At 64.6% G+C, this 15,509-nt stretch carries 16 protein-coding genes and 1 pseudogene; 11 read left to right on the forward strand and 6 right to left on the reverse strand.

The features are described from left to right. Positions 1–20: 20 nt before the first annotated feature. The 5 genes and pseudogenes from WS57_RS38060 to WS57_RS18355 all read right to left on the reverse strand — a co-directional run. Positions 21–176, reverse strand: a pseudogene (locus WS57_RS38060) (DNA-3-methyladenine glycosylase 2 family protein); the annotation flags it as partial. Positions 177–183: 7 nt separating this feature from the next. Then, positions 184–393, reverse strand: a complete 210-nt coding sequence (locus tag WS57_RS18345; protein ID WP_060336674.1) for a hypothetical protein — start codon at positions 391–393, stop codon at positions 184–186. A 119-nt stretch (positions 394–512) separates the two neighbouring features. Next, the gene (locus WS57_RS18350) at positions 513–1,226 is read right to left on the reverse strand and encodes a 2OG-Fe(II) oxygenase (protein WP_155640984.1); all 714 of its coding nucleotides are present in this window, start codon (positions 1,224–1,226) and stop codon (positions 513–515) included. Between the two features lie 8 nt (positions 1,227–1,234). Further along, positions 1,235–1,501, reverse strand: a complete 267-nt coding sequence (locus WS57_RS37155; RefSeq protein ID WP_155774325.1) for a hypothetical protein — start codon at positions 1,499–1,501, stop codon at positions 1,235–1,237. A 101-nt stretch (positions 1,502–1,602) separates the two neighbouring features. Then, positions 1,603–2,181, reverse strand: a complete 579-nt coding sequence (locus WS57_RS18355) for a hypothetical protein (RefSeq protein ID WP_155774326.1) — start codon at positions 2,179–2,181, stop codon at positions 1,603–1,605. Positions 2,182–2,499: 318 nt separating this feature from the next. Here WS57_RS18355 and WS57_RS18360 point away from each other — a divergent pair, with 318 nt between their 5' ends. Together WS57_RS18360 and WS57_RS18365 are read left to right on the forward strand one after the other, a co-directional pair. Next, on the forward strand, positions 2,500–2,949 hold the full coding sequence (locus tag WS57_RS18360; RefSeq protein WP_060336677.1) for an ester cyclase: 450 nt from the start codon (positions 2,500–2,502) through the stop codon (positions 2,947–2,949). 67 nt (positions 2,950–3,016) lie between these two features. Further along, the gene (locus WS57_RS18365; RefSeq protein WP_059513879.1) at positions 3,017–3,673 is read left to right on the forward strand and encodes a glutathione S-transferase family protein; all 657 of its coding nucleotides are present in this window, start codon (positions 3,017–3,019) and stop codon (positions 3,671–3,673) included. Positions 3,674–3,686: 13 nt separating this feature from the next. On the opposite strand, the gene WS57_RS18370 is transcribed toward WS57_RS18365, so the two are convergent. Then, positions 3,687–4,658: a LysR substrate-binding domain-containing protein gene (locus tag WS57_RS18370; RefSeq protein WP_009693555.1), complete on the reverse strand. Its 972-nt coding sequence runs from the start codon at positions 4,656–4,658 to the stop codon at positions 3,687–3,689. 57 nt (positions 4,659–4,715) lie between these two features. Here WS57_RS18370 and WS57_RS18375 point away from each other — a divergent pair, with 57 nt between their 5' ends. The 9 genes from WS57_RS18375 (at position 4,716) to yddG (ending at position 15,399) form a co-directional block, all read left to right on the forward strand. Continuing rightward, the gene (locus tag WS57_RS18375; protein ID WP_069244678.1) at positions 4,716–5,615 is read left to right on the forward strand and encodes a DMT family transporter; all 900 of its coding nucleotides are present in this window, start codon (positions 4,716–4,718) and stop codon (positions 5,613–5,615) included. Positions 5,616–6,066: 451 nt separating this feature from the next. Further along, positions 6,067–7,221, forward strand: a complete 1,155-nt coding sequence (locus WS57_RS18380) for a branched-chain amino acid ABC transporter substrate-binding protein (RefSeq protein WP_059513563.1) — start codon at positions 6,067–6,069, stop codon at positions 7,219–7,221. Between the two features lie 90 nt (positions 7,222–7,311). After that, on the forward strand, positions 7,312–7,611 hold the full coding sequence (locus WS57_RS18385) for a hypothetical protein (RefSeq protein ID WP_060253766.1): 300 nt from the start codon (positions 7,312–7,314) through the stop codon (positions 7,609–7,611). Positions 7,612–8,206: 595 nt separating this feature from the next. Further along, positions 8,207–8,938 (forward strand): GntR family transcriptional regulator, encoded by a 732-nt coding sequence (locus WS57_RS18390; RefSeq protein ID WP_060299845.1) that lies wholly within the window; start codon positions 8,207–8,209, stop codon positions 8,936–8,938. 85 nt (positions 8,939–9,023) lie between these two features. Continuing rightward, positions 9,024–10,343, forward strand: coding sequence for an NAD(P)/FAD-dependent oxidoreductase (locus tag WS57_RS18395; RefSeq protein WP_069244679.1), 1,320 nt, complete (start codon positions 9,024–9,026; stop codon positions 10,341–10,343). Between the two features lie 154 nt (positions 10,344–10,497). Beyond that, positions 10,498–11,829, forward strand: a complete 1,332-nt coding sequence (locus WS57_RS18400) for an MFS transporter (protein WP_069244680.1) — start codon at positions 10,498–10,500, stop codon at positions 11,827–11,829. Positions 11,830–11,913: 84 nt separating this feature from the next. After that, positions 11,914–12,822, forward strand: a complete 909-nt coding sequence (locus WS57_RS18405; RefSeq protein WP_069244681.1) for a dihydrodipicolinate synthase family protein — start codon at positions 11,914–11,916, stop codon at positions 12,820–12,822. Next, positions 12,822–14,324 (forward strand): aldehyde dehydrogenase, encoded by a 1,503-nt coding sequence (locus tag WS57_RS18410; RefSeq protein WP_069244682.1) that lies wholly within the window; start codon positions 12,822–12,824, stop codon positions 14,322–14,324. Before WS57_RS18405 ends, WS57_RS18410 begins: the two co-directional genes overlap by 1 nt. A 127-nt stretch (positions 14,325–14,451) precedes the next feature. Then, positions 14,452–15,399, forward strand: coding sequence for an aromatic amino acid DMT transporter YddG (gene yddG, locus WS57_RS18415; protein WP_069244683.1), 948 nt, complete (start codon positions 14,452–14,454; stop codon positions 15,397–15,399). Positions 15,400–15,509 lie beyond the last annotated feature (110 nt).

Here is a 15,509-nt window from a genome sequence, read left to right on the forward strand (position 1 = left end):
TGCGATCAAACTCTGGCGAGCCGGGTTGTCGGGGTCGTGTCGTGCCCTTTCAAGCACCGGCAGCCTTCGCGCACGCCGGAATCTTTCGCAGGCGCGATCTTCAGACGGGCCATCATATAGCTCAGGAGCATCTCGACCGCCCCCCTTCCGACACCGCGCAGCGTGACCAGGCATTCGGCTCGATCATCTGCAGCGCGTCACGCCGGCCTCGCCGAGCAGATAGGCTTCGCCACTGACCATCTGCAACTCCGCGTCGCCGTTTTCGTTGATCCGCCAGAACGCGATTCCCGCATCGACGAGCGACTGACACTGCGCCTCGATTTCGGACCGCAAGGCCTCCGCGTCGACACACGAGATCGCCCCGAAATCGCTTCGTGCGTCCCGTTTGCTCATTGGCATGTCCCCTCCGCGTTTGCGCGGCATGCGGCGCATTCGGCGCGCGACGGAACGCCCGTTGCGTCACGCCCGACCGATGCAATGCATTCAAACAGGAACATCGAGCGCGTATTCATTCAGCGAGAATCGTGAAAAATCAACCCGACCGTGTAACGCCTTCCGCGCCGGACGACGCTCACGCCGTGGCGCATCATGACGCGCCGCGTCCTACCTCGCGCGCCCGTCGACGGCCGCTGATTGACCGTGAAGATCACCGCATCGCCCTTGTTCAGCGCCACCACGTCCGCGCGCTGCCCGCGGGTGGACCTCTCCGTCATCACAAACTCGCCGCCTTCGAACTCGACGCCGGGCTTCGACAGCAGAATCGCCACCTGCAACGGAAAGACATGTTCGCCATACAGGTCTTGATGAAGACAGTTGTAGTCGCCCCGACCATATTCGAGAAGAAGCGGAGTCGGTCGCGTCTGCCCGGCTTCGTGACACTGGCGCAGATACGTATCCAGTTTCGACGGAAAGCGCACACCGACACCCATCGCGTCGTTCCAGCGATTGGCGACGGGCGCCAGTCGCGCATACAACGCGTGTCGCAACGCGTCGAGCAGACGCGGCAGCGGGTACGCGAAGTACTTGTACTCGCCGCGGCCGAAACCGTGACGCGCCATCACGATGGTGGTCCGAAAGCAGGATTGCGTCGCATACAGCGCGGCAATCGCATCGCACTGCGCTTCGGTCAGCAAGCCGGGCAGCACGGCATTTCCGTGCGTGTCGAGCGATCGTTCGATCTCGGGCCAGTCGAAGCCGGCCATCGTCGTCGCGAGAGTGTTCTCCATCGCGGAACTCATCGGGCGCACGCTCCGGCCGGCCTGTTGCGCTGTATCAGCGCCTGCGGAGGCGCAAACCCGTCGTAACGCACGCCAACGTTCGGGAAAAACGCGCTGGGTCGATTCAAGCGATCATGCTCGCCTTCATCGAAAAAAAACGCGCTATCGACCGGAACGGTATCGCGCCCGGTTCGAGTCCGCGCATACCGGATCGGACCCTCGCATAGACCCGCCAGCGTGCGGAAATCGTATGCGAACGCGGAGATGATCGGTCGAGTTTTCATTGCGTTTGTCCGGACGTGAGCAGTCATGCAGCCAATCTACATTCGACAGCGCGGATCGGAACTCCATTTCTTGCGATCGAACTCGCGCACAGCGAGTCGCGTCACCATCCCGGAAAGGTTGCGATCAGGCGTACCCAGATCGTCAGGCAGCCGGCGTCGTGCATGTAGCGCAAGGCCTCGTGCGCGCGCCACGTGCACGGCACGCGCCGCAACCAGGTGGAATCCGCTCCGGATCGATACAGCCACACGATCGTCGCCGCCATCATCTGCTGTTCCGGCGCCATCGCGCGAAAGACGGCGCGCCACGCGGCCATTTCCGCCGGATGATGCTCGCCCGATCGCTCGTCATAGGCGGCCGGGCAAATGCCGCGATGGAATTCGCCCTGCCCGCTGGAACTGAACAGCCTCGACAATCTCAGCTCGGCGATCGCCTGTTCCAAGGCGGCCAGAAAGTGCGCCGGTGATCTCGTCGCCGGCGCACACGCTGCGCCGGCCAGTTCCTCGAGCATCCGTGCTTCGTGATCGTCGAGATCCAGCGAGCGCGCGACCAGCCGATCCAGTCGAACTTCGTTCTGCGGCGTCGATATCCGCGCCTGTTCGTACAGCACGCGCAGCACCACGTCTGCGCGATCGCCTGCGAATCGAGCGTCGATTTTCGTCGCGCCTTGTCTGTCATTCATCCGAGCGGTCATTGCATCCTCATCCGGTTCGAGACGAGTCTCCAGGCGACTCGACCCATGTCGTCGAACACACGCGTACGCGAGCTTCCGCGGTCACGCGACCGGCCTGCTGATGCAGGACCATACCCGTCGCAGACAGGCTTTTCGATCCGCTTCTTGCCGCCGAATGCCGGCCCTTCGATGCATCGCGATGCCGATGGCAGTTCGTTGAATGACACGCCAAGAAACGAATAGAAGTGCGCCTGTCCGGTCGCTATCGTTGGTTCCGGGCGGAGCCACTCCGTCTCTCCATCAACCACGATCATCAAGGAGTCGAACATGTCGAAGGAAGACGATAACAAGGCAGTCGTCGGCCGCTGGTTCACGAAGTTCTGGGGCGAGAAATGCGACCTCAGCATCGTCGACGAGATCGCTGCACCGGACATGCTGCTGAAGTACTCGCTGCATGAGCCGCGTCGCGGCCGCGAGGACATCAAGGCATTCATGACCGACTTCCGCGCGGCCTTCCCGGACCTCAACTTCTGGGGCGTCACCGACCTGATCGCCGAAGGCGACTACGTGGTCGGTCAGTGGGAAGGCGGCGGCACGCATACGGGCCCGGCCTTCAGCGACTTCCTGGTCGGATCGCTGCCTGCCGCGACCGGTCGCCGGATGCACTTCACCGGCACGACGGTCCTGCGCCTGAAGGACGGCCTGATCGTCGAGGAACTCGGGCTCGACGATGGCGTGACGGCGTTGATGCAGCTCGAACTGATCAGGAAGGCGTAAACAGGCGCGCTGCGGTGTGCGTCCGCGCGGTTTACACTGGCGGCGTTCGACGCTCCGGGAGATGCGCATGCTGACGGTATGGGGTCGCCGCAATGCGTTCAACGTGCAGAAGGTGATGTGGCTCGTCGGCGAGATCGGGCTCGCGCATCGGCACGTGCCGGCCGGCGGCCCGTTCGGCGGCCTCGACGCACCGGCTTTTCTCGCGATGAATCCGCACGGACGCGTGCCGGTGATCGACGACGACGGCACGGTCGTCTGGGAATCGCACAGCATCCTGCGCTATCTCGCGGCCCGCTACGGGCGCCCCCGCTTCTGGAGCGACGACCCGGGCCTGCAGTCGCATGCCGACCGATGGCTGGACTGGTCGCAAACGACACTGCAGCCCGCCTTCCTCACGGGCGTGTTCCGGGCGTACTTCCGGACGCCGCCCGAACAGCGCGACAACGCGCGCGTCGAGCAGAGCATTGCACAATGCGCGCGATATTTCCGGCTGCTCGACGACGTGCTGACCGACCAGCCGTTTCTGGCGGGCGACGCGATCACGCTCGCCGATATCGCGGCGGGCACGCATCTCTATCGGTATTTCGAACTCGACATCGCGCGGCCGCCGTTGCCGAACGTGGAAGCGTGGTATGCGCGCCTGAAGGCGCGGCCCGCCTACCGCACGCATGTGATGATCCCGTTCGACGACCTGCGCGGGCAACTGGACGACCCGGTGCGATAGAACCGCCGCTGCGCTATTCGAGCGCCAGCAACATCCGCTCCATCAGCGCCAGCACCTCCGGCCGGCTCTCCCCTTTCGCGTGCACGAAGTAATACTTCTGCGGCGACTCGACTTCATGGCGACTCACGCGCACGAGTTCGCTGCGTTCGAGATACGCAGCGGCGAGCGGCGTACGCGCGAGCGCGACGCCGAGTCCCGCTTCGGCCGCGGCCAGCACCAGGTTGTAATCCTCGAAACGGCGATCCTGCACGCGCGGCTTGAACGGAATGCCCAGCGCCTCGAACCACGCACGCCAGCCCGTCACATCGGAGTCGTGCAGCAGCGGCATGTCGAGCAGCGCGGCGGCATCGCGCCGCGTGCGCGGCGTAGCCAGTTGTGCGGCGAGCCGCGGGTGCGCGACCGGGTACAGCGTCTCGGGCATGAACGCCCTGACCTCGAGCTGCCGCCAGTTGCCGCGCCCGTATCGAACCGACAGGTCCGCTTCGCCGCCGGCGATATCCACGTTGCGAAGATCGATATGGAGTTCGACGCGCAATGCCGGCGCTTCGCTTTCGAGCGCCTGCTGGCGAGCGAAGAACCACAGCTGCGCAAACGCCGGCACCACGCTCATCCTGACCAGCCGCGGACTGCGCGGCGTACGCCACTGCTCGGCCGCGCCGTCGATCACGGCAAACGCCTGTTCGATGCGGCCGACGAAGCGCTGGCCGTCCGGTGTCAGGCGCACGCCCCGCGCATGGCGTTCGAACAGCGTCATGCCCAGCCAGTTTTCGACGGCGGCCACCCGCCTGCTGATCGCACCGTGCGTCACGCCCGACACCTCGGCCGCTGCGAGAAACGAACCCTGCCGCGCGACCGTGCACACGGTCTCGAGACTCGCGAGCGGCGGCCGCGCTGCCGGCAACGCAACGGGCGACGCCGTCGCGACTGGACGCGTACGCGGCGACGCCGCGTCGCGCCGCCGGGTCGAGCTGTGAGCCATATTCATATCCGGTGGTCGATATGTGCGCTAGCTTAGCATCTGGCCGCGCGGCACCATGACCGCATGAACACGCTCTCCTCCTCGTCGCGCGACGCGCGCCAATCCCTCGTCGCGGCAGGCGCCGTCGCTTTCACGATTGCGTCGTGGGCCAGTGCCTTTCCATTCATCCGCATCGGGTTGCACGGGCTCACGCCGCTGCAACTCGCAGCGTCGCGCTTCGCCACCGCGGCCGTGCTCATCGTCGCGTGGCTGCTGTGGCGACGCCCCCGTCGGCCGACGAAGCGCGACGCGCTGCGCTTCCTGCTGTGCGGCCTGCTCGGCATCGCGCTCTACAACGCGCTGCTTAATACCGGCGAGCAAACCGTATCGGCCGGCGCCGCGAGTTTCATCGTCAACACCTTGCCGATTTTCACGGCGCTGCTTGCCGCAGTGTTTCTCGGCGAGCGGTTCAATCGCTGGGGATGGCTCGGTTCGCTGGTCAGCCTCGCCGGCATCGCGGTGATCGCGCGCGGACAGCCCGGCGGCCTGGTCCTCGGCGCGGGGAGCACGTTGATACTCGGTGCCGCACTGTGTTCGGCCAGCTACTTCGTGCTGCAGCGCCGGCTGATTCCCGTGTATGGCGCGCTGACCTGCACCGCCTATACGCTGCTGGCCGGCGCGCTGCTGCTCACGCCGTGGCTGCCCGGTGCGCTGACGGCGCTCGGCGGCGACGCGTCGCGCGACACGGTGTGGGCAGTCGTGATGCTCGGCGTGTTTCCCGCGGCATTGGGTTACGCGACCTGGACCTTCGCACTCGGCTATTTCGGCGCGGCGCGTGCGGCCAGCTTCCTTTACCTGACGCCGGCCGTCGCCACTGCGCTGTCGATCGCGCTGACGGGCGAACGGCCCGGTATCGAGACGGTGCTGGGCGGCCTGCTGGCGATTGCCGGCGTGGTGTTCGTCGCGTGGCGTGGACGTTCCTAGCCGGCGCGGCGTAGTTCGTGGACGCCTGTCGGGCTGACCGTTAGTTGCAACATGGCGCGGCAGGCGCCGGAATCGGCCGGACCGCCAGGCGCCTTCGCCGAAGTGTGCAGACAAACCGACCGAACAGTTGTCGATTGATCGCAACGGACTGTCCATGGCCATCGACGCTTGCGCGATCGAATAATCGGTTCAATCGCCGAAGGGCGTCCGGCGCGTCCGGCGTCGCGACAAGGTGTCGGCAAGCGGGCAACGACAGGTTCGGCTATATTCGTACCCTTGCATTTCGTCTGGAGAATCGCCGGCCCGCTCGCCCGGGCAATGCGGCGACGGACGACATGCAGCCGAACCCGCATGGGTCACTGGAGACTCGTTCGGCCGGCCGCGCCGCCTCACGAGGGCGACCGGCCGGTCGGGACGTGAATAGAAATATCAATCAATTCGGAGATGGCTGATGGAACGAAGCATTGTCGGCATGCGCTGCAAACCCCTGATCACCGCGGCCCTGGCCGTTGCCGCATTTACGGCTGCGTCGGGCGCGATGGCCGATCAGGTCGTCAAGATCGGCAGCGTCGAACCGACGACGGGCGGCATTTCGCACCTCGGCAAGGACAACGAGAACGGCGCGCGCCTCGCGGTCGAGGAAATCAATGCGAAGGGGCTGACGATCGGCGGCCAGAAAATCACGCTGCAGTTCGATCCGCAGGATGACGCGGCCGACCCGCGCCAGGCCACGCAGGTCGCGCAGAAGCTGGTCGACGACAAGGTCGTCGCCGTGATCGGCCACCTGAATTCGGGCACGTCGATCCCCGCCTCGAAGATCTACAGCGACGCGGGCATCGTGCAGGTCTCGCCGTCGGCGACCAACCCGACCTACACGCAGCAGGGCTTCAAGACGACCTACCGCGTGGTCGCGACCGACGCGCAGCAGGGGCCGGCGCTCGCGAGCTATGCGCAGTCGAAGGGCGTGAAGAGCGTCGCCGTCGTCGACGATTCGACCGCATACGGCCAGGGCCTCGCGAACGAGTTCGAGAAGAAGGCGAAGGCGCTCGGCCTGAAGGTGCTGTCGCACGACGCGACCAACGACAAGGCGGTCGACTTCCGCGCGATCCTGACCAAGATCAAGGGCGAGAACCCCGACGCGATCATGTACGGCGGCATGGACGCAACCGGCGGCCCGCTCGCGAAGCAGGCGAAGCAGCTCGGCCTGCGCGCGAAGATCCTGTCCGGCGACGGCGTGTGCACCGACTCGCTGGCCGAGCTCGCCGGCCCGGCGGCCGACAACGTGCTGTGCTCGCAGGCCGGCGCCGCGCTCGAGAAGATGCCGGGCGGCGCGGCGTTCGTCGCGAAGTACCAGAAGCGTTTCAACCAGGGCATCAAGTTCGATGCGCCGTTCGCGTACGACGCGGTCTACATCGTCGTCGACGCGATGAAGCGCGCGAACTCGACCGACCCCGCGAAGATCCTCGCCGCGATGCCGGCGACCAAGTATGACGGCGTGATCGGCACGACGACCTTCGATTCGAAGGGCGACCTGACGCACGGGATCATCTCGATCTATGGCTACAAGAGCGGCAAGAAGACCTTCCTCGACCAGGTCCGCATGTAACCGCCGCCACGACGCCGGCACGACGGGCCTCGCCGCCCGTCGGCGCCGGCGCGACGAGGGCCGAATCCTGTTTTACGGAGAAGAAGCAGCATGTGCGCAATGGCGTATGCCGAATTTCAACAGGAGTTGAAGAAGGCGCAGTTGACGGCGCGGGAGTTCGCCCGGCTGATCCGGATGAACGAGAGCTCCATCACGAACTATTCGAGCAAGGGCACGGTCCCTTCGCACCTCGCGGTCATCGCGAAGCTGATCGGCGCGCTGGCCGCGCACGAGATCGATTTCCGGCGCGTGATCCGGCAGACGCGGATCGAGCCGAAACGGCCGAGGGGAGGCGGCGCGTTTCCTGCAGCGAATACGCGGTCGGAGAAGGATAGGACAACGGCGTCGTGACCCGTGTCGAGCACCTCCGGCGGCCGCTGGGTCGGGAGAAATGGCAGCCGCATCGACAGGACGGCTGCACACGACGTCATTGAGTCACGCACACCGGATAGCGAATTCCGTCGCGGCGCGTTTGTTGCGCGCGGACGCCCCGCATCCATCGGCACACGCACAGTCGCGCCGCGCACCCGCTCCTTCGGGTCATCGCCGTAGGCGAACAACGCCATCGTCGACAACCCGCGACCGCCTGAACGCGCCCGTGGGTCGCCGCCCTAGCACTTCTCTTGCCGACCTCCGCTGTTGTCCTCCTCATCGTCCGCATCGGACCTTCACAACCGTCTCTAACTGGATCACGCGAAGCGTCGTCCAACGTCGAATCGCGACGCTTGCGGTTAGCGGCAGGATGAGGCCGTTAGTTGCGATTTTGGGGATCGGCGCACGGCCGGTATCGTTTCACCAAGCCAGAACGGGTTCGCAGCTCAGGCCGCCGTTTCACGGCATCGCCTTGCTCTCGATCGGGGTTCCCTCAAGATAAGGTGTAAACCCTTATTTTTTACGTGTCTATTCTCAACCTAAACTGTGTCTACAGTTTGTAGACAATGAAATCATGTCCAGACAAAAGCTTCAGCCGGCCACCGCGGATACCGAATCGGGCCCCTCGGCGGATCGGAAAAACGTGATGGCCGAAACGCTGCGCAGACGCATCGTCGGCATGGAGCTCGCGCCCGGCGCGGTCGTCGACGAACTCGCATTGAGCGAAGAGTTCGGGCTGTCACGTCCGCCCGTGCGTGAGCTGATGCGTCAGATGGCGGCCGAGGGATATCTCGAACTCGAACCGAATCGTCCGGCGCGCGTATCGCCGATGAGCTATCAGTCATTACGCAGCTTCTTTCTGGCGGCGCCGCTGCTCTATGTGGCCACCACGCAGTTGGCGGCCAGCCACGCAACGGCCGAGGAAGTCGAGCGGCTGCGGCAGATTCAGACGCAGTTTCGTGCGGCGATCGACGCAAACGACTTGCAGGCACGCGTGCTGCACAACGACGAGTTTCATTTCGAGATCGGCCGGATCGCCCGCAACGCATACCTGATGCCGAGCCTGCGTCGCGTGCTGATCGATCATGCGCGGCTCGGCAAGATCTTCTACCGCTCGCCGGCGACAAGCGACATGCAACGGGATCTGGAAACGGCCGTCGAGCAGCACGACCAGATCATCGACGCCATTGCGGTAGGCGACGCCCAGCGTGCCGGAGAACTGGTGCGTAGCCACATGGAGCTGTCGAGGCGGCGCATGACCGAGTACGTAATCCCAGAAGGGCTGGACGTGCCGATCCAGTTGTAAAGCGCGCCCGCGACGATGCGCGCCGCCATGCGCGCATCGCCGTCTCCGGGCGACGATTGATTCATCAGCGATATTGGATTTAGGAATGCAAAAGGTTACATCGCTCCCTGCGGACGACCGGATGTGCGGCTGGTATCACACGAGCCCGCCGCGCCTGCCGAGGCCATCCCACGCTGGCGAATCGACGGCGCGCTGGGCAGTCGTCGGCGCCGGATTCACCGGCTTGGCTGCCGCGCGTCAGCTCGCGCTTAATTTTCCGGACGACGAAATAATTCTTGTCGACGCTCAGGAAGTCGGATACGGCACGTCGGGGCGCAACGCTGGTTTCGCGATTGACCTGCCGCATGATATCGGCGCGGACGACTACATCGGTGATATCCCGACCGCCAGAAACACACTGAAGCTGAACCTCCTCGGCCAGACGATCCTGCGCAACCTCGTATCGACGCACCGCATCGACTGCCAGTTGCACGCATCCGGAAAATACCAGGCAGCCGTGGCGGAGCGAGGCGTCGCGGTACTCGACGCATATCGGCGCGGCCTCGACAAGCTCGGACAAGCGTACGAAGTGATCGACGGCAAGGATCTGCCGGCACATATCGGTACCTCGTTCTACCGCAAGGGGCTGTTTACGCCCGGCACCGTGCTGGTCCAGCCGTCCGCCCTCGTGAAGGGACTGGCGGACTGCCTGCCGCCGAACGTCACGCTGTGCGAGAACACGCCGATCACCGGTGTCGACTACGGCGACAAGGTCGTACTCGCACATCGCAACGGCCGCATTACGGCCGACAAGCTGGTGCTGGCGAACAACGCCTTCGGCATGCGCTTCGGCTTTCTCGAACGCACGATGCTGCCGGTGTTCCTGTATGCGAGCCTTACGCGGCCGCTGAGTACCGCGGAACAGGCCCGACTCGGCGGCAAGCCGTTCTGGGGCGTGATTCCTGCAGACCCGTTCGGCAGCACGCTGCGCCGCACGCACGACAACCGCATCCTGGTGCGCAACAGCTTCAGCTTCAATCCGGACGGCCGACCACGCGAGGCATACCTGCCGCGCTTCGCGCAGCGGCATCGCCTGTCGTTCGAGCGCCGCTTCCCGATGCTGCCCGACGTCGAGTTCGAATACACGTGGAGCGGTTCGCTTGCGCTGTCGCACAACCACAAGGGATTTTTCGGACAGCTCGCACCGAACGTGTACGGCGCGCTGTGCTGCAACGGCCTCGGCATCACACGCGGCACCGTGACAGGCACGCTGCTCGCCGACTGGCTTGCTGGCAAGCGCAGCGACCTGACCGACTTCCTGCTCGCGACCTCTGGACCGAACCGGAATCCGCCCGAGCCGTTCCTGTCGATCGGCGTCAACGCGACCCTGTGGTGGGGGCAACGCAAGGCGGGACTCGAAAGCTGAACCGGCTTCGGGCAGCCGCGCCGGCGGTCGTATCGACGTCCGGCCGGAGGCAATTCTCACGAACCGATCTGATTCGTCGGCCCGAATACGATAAGGAAAACGAAGTAAAGTCCGAACCGCATGTTCCGCGAACTTTCATGGAAGGAGACAGGCAATGCAGAAGCATCACTTATCCATCGAGGATGTTCCCCTCAACAGATTTCACCAGTTGCTCACCGTGCGTTCGGGCGGCGGCTGGCTGATGGACGGCTACGTGCTGAGCATCATCGGTGTCGCGATGGTGCAATTCTCGACCGAGCTCGACCTGAACAGCTTCTGGCAAGGGATGGTGGCCGCCTCCGCGCTGATCGGCATTTTCTTCGGCGGCTTCGCGGGCGGCTGGCTGAGCGATCGACTCGGCCGCCAGAAGCCCTATTTCTTCGGGCCGGTGATCTTCTTCGTCTGCTCGCTCGCACAGCTCTGGGTTCAGTCGGGCGAGGCCCTGTTCGTGCTGCGGTTTCTGATCGGCATCGGCGTCGGCATCGAATATCCGGTAGCAGGGTCGCTGCTCGTCGAATTCATGCCGCGCAAATATCGCGGCCCGCGCCTCGCCGCGCTGACGATCATCTGGTTCTTCGGTGCCGCGCTGGCCTACATCGTCGGCAACCTGATCCTCGGCACCGGCATGCACGATGCGTGGCGCTGGGTACTCGCGAGCCCGGCTGCGATCGGTCTCGTGCTGTTCATCGTGCGCATCGGTACGCCCGAGTCGCCGCGCTGGCTGCTCAGCAAGGGCCGCATCGCTGAAGCGGACGCGGTGATCCGCAAGGTCTACGGTCCGTCGTTCTCCGTGCAGAATCTGCCCGAGGAACAGACCGACAAGAAGATTTCGCTGTGGGCGCTGCTGCATTCCGGGTACGGCAAACGCATGCTGTTCGTCACGGTGTTCTGGAGCTGCTCGGTGATCCCCGTATTCGCGGTCTATTCGTTCGCGCCGCGCGTGCTCGAAGCGCTGCACCTGACGGGCCAGTGGGAATCGCTCGGGTCGGTGGCGATCACGCTACTGTTCGTGGTCGGCTGCATTCTCGCGACGCGCATCATCAACACGCTCGGCCGGCGCGCGATGGTGATCCACAGCTTCCTGTGGTCCGGGCTGGCGCTGCTCGGCCTCGGCGCCTGTTCAGGCAGCTCCGCACTGCTGATTCTGGTGCTGTTCGGCGCCTATGCAGTGCTGATCGGCGGCGCGCAAGTGCTGCAACTGGTCTATCCGAACGAAATTTTCCCGACCGACATCCGCGCGTTCGCCGTCGGCATGGGCGCGTCGCTGTCGCGCATCGGCGCAGCGGTCGGCACGTGGCTCGTGCCGATTGCACTGCAGACCATCGGGATCGGCAACACGATGTACGCGGCCGCAGCCGTATCGTTCGTCGGTCTGATCGCGTCGCTCGCGCTGGCGCCGGAAACGCGATCGCTCAGCCTGCAGGAAGCTGCGTCGCTCAATCACTGAATCTCCATCGTCGGCGTGTCGCCGTCCGATGGACGTCGACACGCCGTTCGTCAACACGTTCTTTCACCCCTGCGGAACTCCATCATGAACTTCGAAGGCATCTATACCCCCGCCATCACGCCGCTGACCGACGCGGGCCAGATCGACAAGGCGGCCTTTGCCGAAGTGCTCGAATCGCTGATCGGCGCCGGTGTGCACGGCATCATCGTCGGCGGCTCGACCGGCGAATACTATGCGCATACCGCGCAGGAGCGCTTCGATCTCGGCGCATGGGCAAAAGACGTCATCGGCTCGCGCGTTCCGCTGGTTATCGGCACCGGCGCCGTGCGCACCGAAGATTCGGTCGAGTACGCAAAGGCCGCGAAGGCGATCAAGGCGGATGCAATCCTGATCGGTTCGCCGCCGTATGCGCTTCCCACGCAACAGGAAAACGCGGCCCACGCGCTGACGATCGACCGCGCGGCCGACCTGCCCGCGATGCTGTACAACTACCCGGCCCGAATGAGCGTGTCGATGGATCGCGAATTCTTCCGCACCGTATGCACGGCGTCGAAGAACTTCGTGGCGATCAAGGAAAGCTCGGGGCAGACTGCGCAACTGCACATGCTGGTTCGCGAGTTTCCGAACATCCGCGTTTCGTGCGGCTGGGACGACCAGGCGCTCGAGTTCTTCGCATGGGGCGCGCGCAGTTGGGTATGCGCGGGTTCGAACTTCCTGCCGACCGAACACATCGCGCTATACGAGGCTTGCGCGATCGAAAAGGACTTCGACAAGGGCCGCCGCATCATGTCCGCGATGCTGCCGCTGATGGATTTCCTCGAGAGCGGAAAATTCGTGCAGTCGATCAAGTACGGCTGCGAACTCGCGGGGTTGCGCACCGGCAGCGTACGCGCACCGCTCGGCCCGCTCGACGAGCAGGAAAAGCAGGCGCTGAAGGAAATCGTGGCCGGGGTCAGGCGCGAAGTCGCATCGATCATCGGAGGTGCCGCCTGATGGCCGACCTGCTCACTGCCGCGCAGTACGCGGCGATCGCTGCGGAACTGCAGCTTCCGAATCAGGCGTTCATCGACGGTGCGTTCCGCCCGTCGAGTTCAGGCGACACGTTCGCGACGACCAATGCCGCCACCAACACGATCCTGACCGAGATCGCCGCCTGCAACGCGGCGGACGTCGACGTCGCGGTCGCCAGCGCGCGACAGGCGTTCCGCGACGGGCGCTGGCGCCGAATGCCGCCTTCGCAACGCAAGTCGATCCTGCTCAAATTCGCGGATCTGCTCGAACGGCACGCGCACGAACTCGCCACGATGGAGAGTCTCGACAGCGGCAAGCCGATTCGCGAATGCCAGAACACCGATGTGCCGGAAACGATCCATACGATTCGCTGGCATGCCGAGCTGATCGACAAGATCTACGACAGCACCGCGCCGACGGGCGCGAATGCGCTGGCGCTGGTCGTGCGTGAGCCGATCGGTGTCGTCGGCCTCGTGCTGCCGTGGAATTTCCCGCTGCTGATGCTCGCATGGAAGATCGGCCCGTCGCTGGCGGCCGGCTGCTCGATCGTCGTCAAACCAGCGAAGGAAACCACGCTGACCGCGTTGCGTGTCGCCGAACTGGCCCACGAGGCAGGCGTGCCGGCCGGCGTCTTCAACGTGCTGCCCGGCGGCGGCAAGGAAGTCGGCGAGCCGCTGGGCCGACACCCGGATGTGGACATGGTCAGTTTCACCGGCTCGACCGACACGGGCCGCCGCTTCCTCAACTATGCTGCCGAGTCCAATCTGAAGCGCATCGTGCTCGAATGTGGCGGCAAGAATCCGGCCGTCGTGATGCGCGATGCCGAGGATCTGGACGCAGTCGCGCAACACGTCGTCAACGGCGCGTTCTGGAACATGGGCGAGAACTGTTCGGCATCGTCGCGGCTGATCGTCCATGCCGACATCAAGGACGAACTGCTGCGGCGTATCGGCGTGCAGTTGCGCGAATGGAAGACCGGCAATCCGCTCGACCCGGACCACCGGCTCGGCTCGATGGTCAGCAAGGCGCACTTCGAAAAGGTGCGTTCGTATCTCGCGCACGTCGACGCCGAACGCCTGCGCGTCGCGTTCGGCGGCAGCACGGCCAACGACATTTTCGTCGAGCCGACCATCGTGGACGGCGTGCGACCGGACAGCCGGCTGTTTCGCGAAGAGATTTTCGGACCGGTGCTGTCGGTCACGACGTTCACCGATATCGAGGAGGCGATCGCACTCGCGAACGATTCGGTCTATGGACTTGCCGCGTCGGTCTATACCGGCAGCCTGAATCACGCGATTCGCCTGTCGCGCGAGATCCGCGCCGGCGTCGTAACCGTCAACTGCTTCGGCGAAGGCGATGTCACGACACCGTTCGGCGGCTACAAGGAGTCCGGATTCGGCGGTCGTGACAAATCCGTCTGTGCGCACGATCAGTACACCGAGATCAAGACCATCTGGATCGACGTGCCTGCGGCTGCCGCATAAGCACGTCGTATCATGCTGCCGGTCGCGGCCATTCGAAGAGTAGCCGCGACCGGCTATTTTCGTTCGCCCGGCAGTATGCACGCGGTGAACCGTTTCTTTCGGAGTGGAAATAAGTGGTAGTACAAGTATGAGAAGCAAGGACAAGGCGACGCTGGCCGGCCTCGTCGCGATCCTGTTGTGGTCCTCGGTCGTCGCGCTCGTTCGCGGCCTCAGCGAAAGTCTCGGCGCGACCGGCGGCGCCGCGATGATGTATTCCGTCGCATCGGGGTTGCTGGCATTCACGATCGGCTTCCCGCGTCTGCGCGAGCTGCCGCGCAGCTATCTGCTGTGGGGCGGCGCGCTGTTCGTGGCGTACGAACTGTGCCTGTCGCTGTCGATCGGATATGCGAGCGACAGCCGGCAGGCGATCGAAGTCGGGATGGTCAACTACCTGTGGCCGACCTTCACGCTCGCATCGGCGATCCTGTTCAACCGGCAGCGCGCGAACCTGCTGATCGTCCCCGGCTTCGCGCTGTCGATGCTCGGCATCGGCTGGGTGCTGGGCGGCGATCGCGGACTCGACCTGCCAGGCATGCTCGAAAACGTGAGAGTCAATCCGACAAGTTACGGCCTCGCGTTTCTCGGCGCGCTGATCTGGGCCGCGTATTGCACGGTGACGGCGCGCACCGCCAACGGCAAGAACGCGGTCACGCCGTTTTTCGTGCTCGTGTCCGTCGTGCTTTGGATCAAGTATTTCAGCGACGGCGGGGGCGCGATGAGGTTCGATCTTCATGCGATCGTCTATCTCATGCTCGCGGCCTGCGCGATGGGATTTGGCTATGCTGCGTGGAACACAGGAATCCTGCACGGCAATGTCACGGTTATCGTTGGCGCATCGTACTTCACGCCGGTGATTGCGTCGGCGTTCGCGACGGCGCTGCTGCATGCACCGCTGTCAGCCGGGTTCTGGCAGGGCGCGCTGATGGTTTGCGGCGGATCGACTCTGTGCTGGCTGGCGACGCGCGGCGGACACGCGAAGGTACCGACACAGTCAAAAGCCGGCGCACACGCTCGAAGCGGTTGCCAGGAATGTTGACGTGAATGGACCGCCGGCGGCGACATGTCGACGCCGATAGATTCACCGGCCGACGCGCCCGCTGTTTGCCGCTATCGCGCACTGCCCTGAACGCGCGAACGTTGTCCGTC

Source organism: Burkholderia pseudomultivorans, assembly GCF_001718415.1.
GTDB lineage: Bacteria > Pseudomonadota > Gammaproteobacteria > Burkholderiales > Burkholderiaceae > Burkholderia > Burkholderia pseudomultivorans_A.

Excerpts from the sequence above, each read along its gene's own strand:
- WS57_RS18375 (WP_069244678.1), top strand. The coding sequence starts at position 4,716 with ATGAACACGCTCTCCTCCTCGTCGCGCGACGCGCGCCAATCCCTCGTC.
- WS57_RS18390 (WP_060299845.1), top strand. The coding sequence starts at position 8,207 with ATGTCCAGACAAAAGCTTCAGCCGGCCACCGCGGATACCGAATCGGGC.
- WS57_RS18365 (WP_059513879.1), top strand. The coding sequence starts at position 3,017 with ATGCTGACGGTATGGGGTCGCCGCAATGCGTTCAACGTGCAGAAGGTG.
- WS57_RS37155 (WP_155774325.1), bottom strand. The coding sequence starts at position 1,501 with ATGAAAACTCGACCGATCATCTCCGCGTTCGCATACGATTTCCGCACG.
- WS57_RS18360 (WP_060336677.1), top strand. The coding sequence starts at position 2,500 with ATGTCGAAGGAAGACGATAACAAGGCAGTCGTCGGCCGCTGGTTCACG.
- WS57_RS18370 (WP_009693555.1), bottom strand. The coding sequence starts at position 4,658 with ATGAATATGGCTCACAGCTCGACCCGGCGGCGCGACGCGGCGTCGCCG.
- WS57_RS18385 (WP_060253766.1), top strand. The coding sequence starts at position 7,312 with ATGTGCGCAATGGCGTATGCCGAATTTCAACAGGAGTTGAAGAAGGCG.
- WS57_RS18400 (WP_069244680.1), top strand. The coding sequence starts at position 10,498 with ATGCAGAAGCATCACTTATCCATCGAGGATGTTCCCCTCAACAGATTT.
- WS57_RS18410 (WP_069244682.1), top strand. The coding sequence starts at position 12,822 with ATGGCCGACCTGCTCACTGCCGCGCAGTACGCGGCGATCGCTGCGGAA.
- yddG (WP_069244683.1), top strand. The coding sequence starts at position 14,452 with ATGAGAAGCAAGGACAAGGCGACGCTGGCCGGCCTCGTCGCGATCCTG.
- WS57_RS18355 (WP_155774326.1), bottom strand. The coding sequence starts at position 2,181 with ATGAATGACAGACAAGGCGCGACGAAAATCGACGCTCGATTCGCAGGC.
- WS57_RS18380 (WP_059513563.1), top strand. The coding sequence starts at position 6,067 with ATGGAACGAAGCATTGTCGGCATGCGCTGCAAACCCCTGATCACCGCG.
- WS57_RS18395 (WP_069244679.1), top strand. The coding sequence starts at position 9,024 with ATGCAAAAGGTTACATCGCTCCCTGCGGACGACCGGATGTGCGGCTGG.
- WS57_RS18350 (WP_155640984.1), bottom strand. The coding sequence starts at position 1,226 with ATGGAGAACACTCTCGCGACGACGATGGCCGGCTTCGACTGGCCCGAG.
- WS57_RS18405 (WP_069244681.1), top strand. The coding sequence starts at position 11,914 with ATGAACTTCGAAGGCATCTATACCCCCGCCATCACGCCGCTGACCGAC.
- WS57_RS18345 (WP_060336674.1), bottom strand. The coding sequence starts at position 393 with ATGAGCAAACGGGACGCACGAAGCGATTTCGGGGCGATCTCGTGTGTC.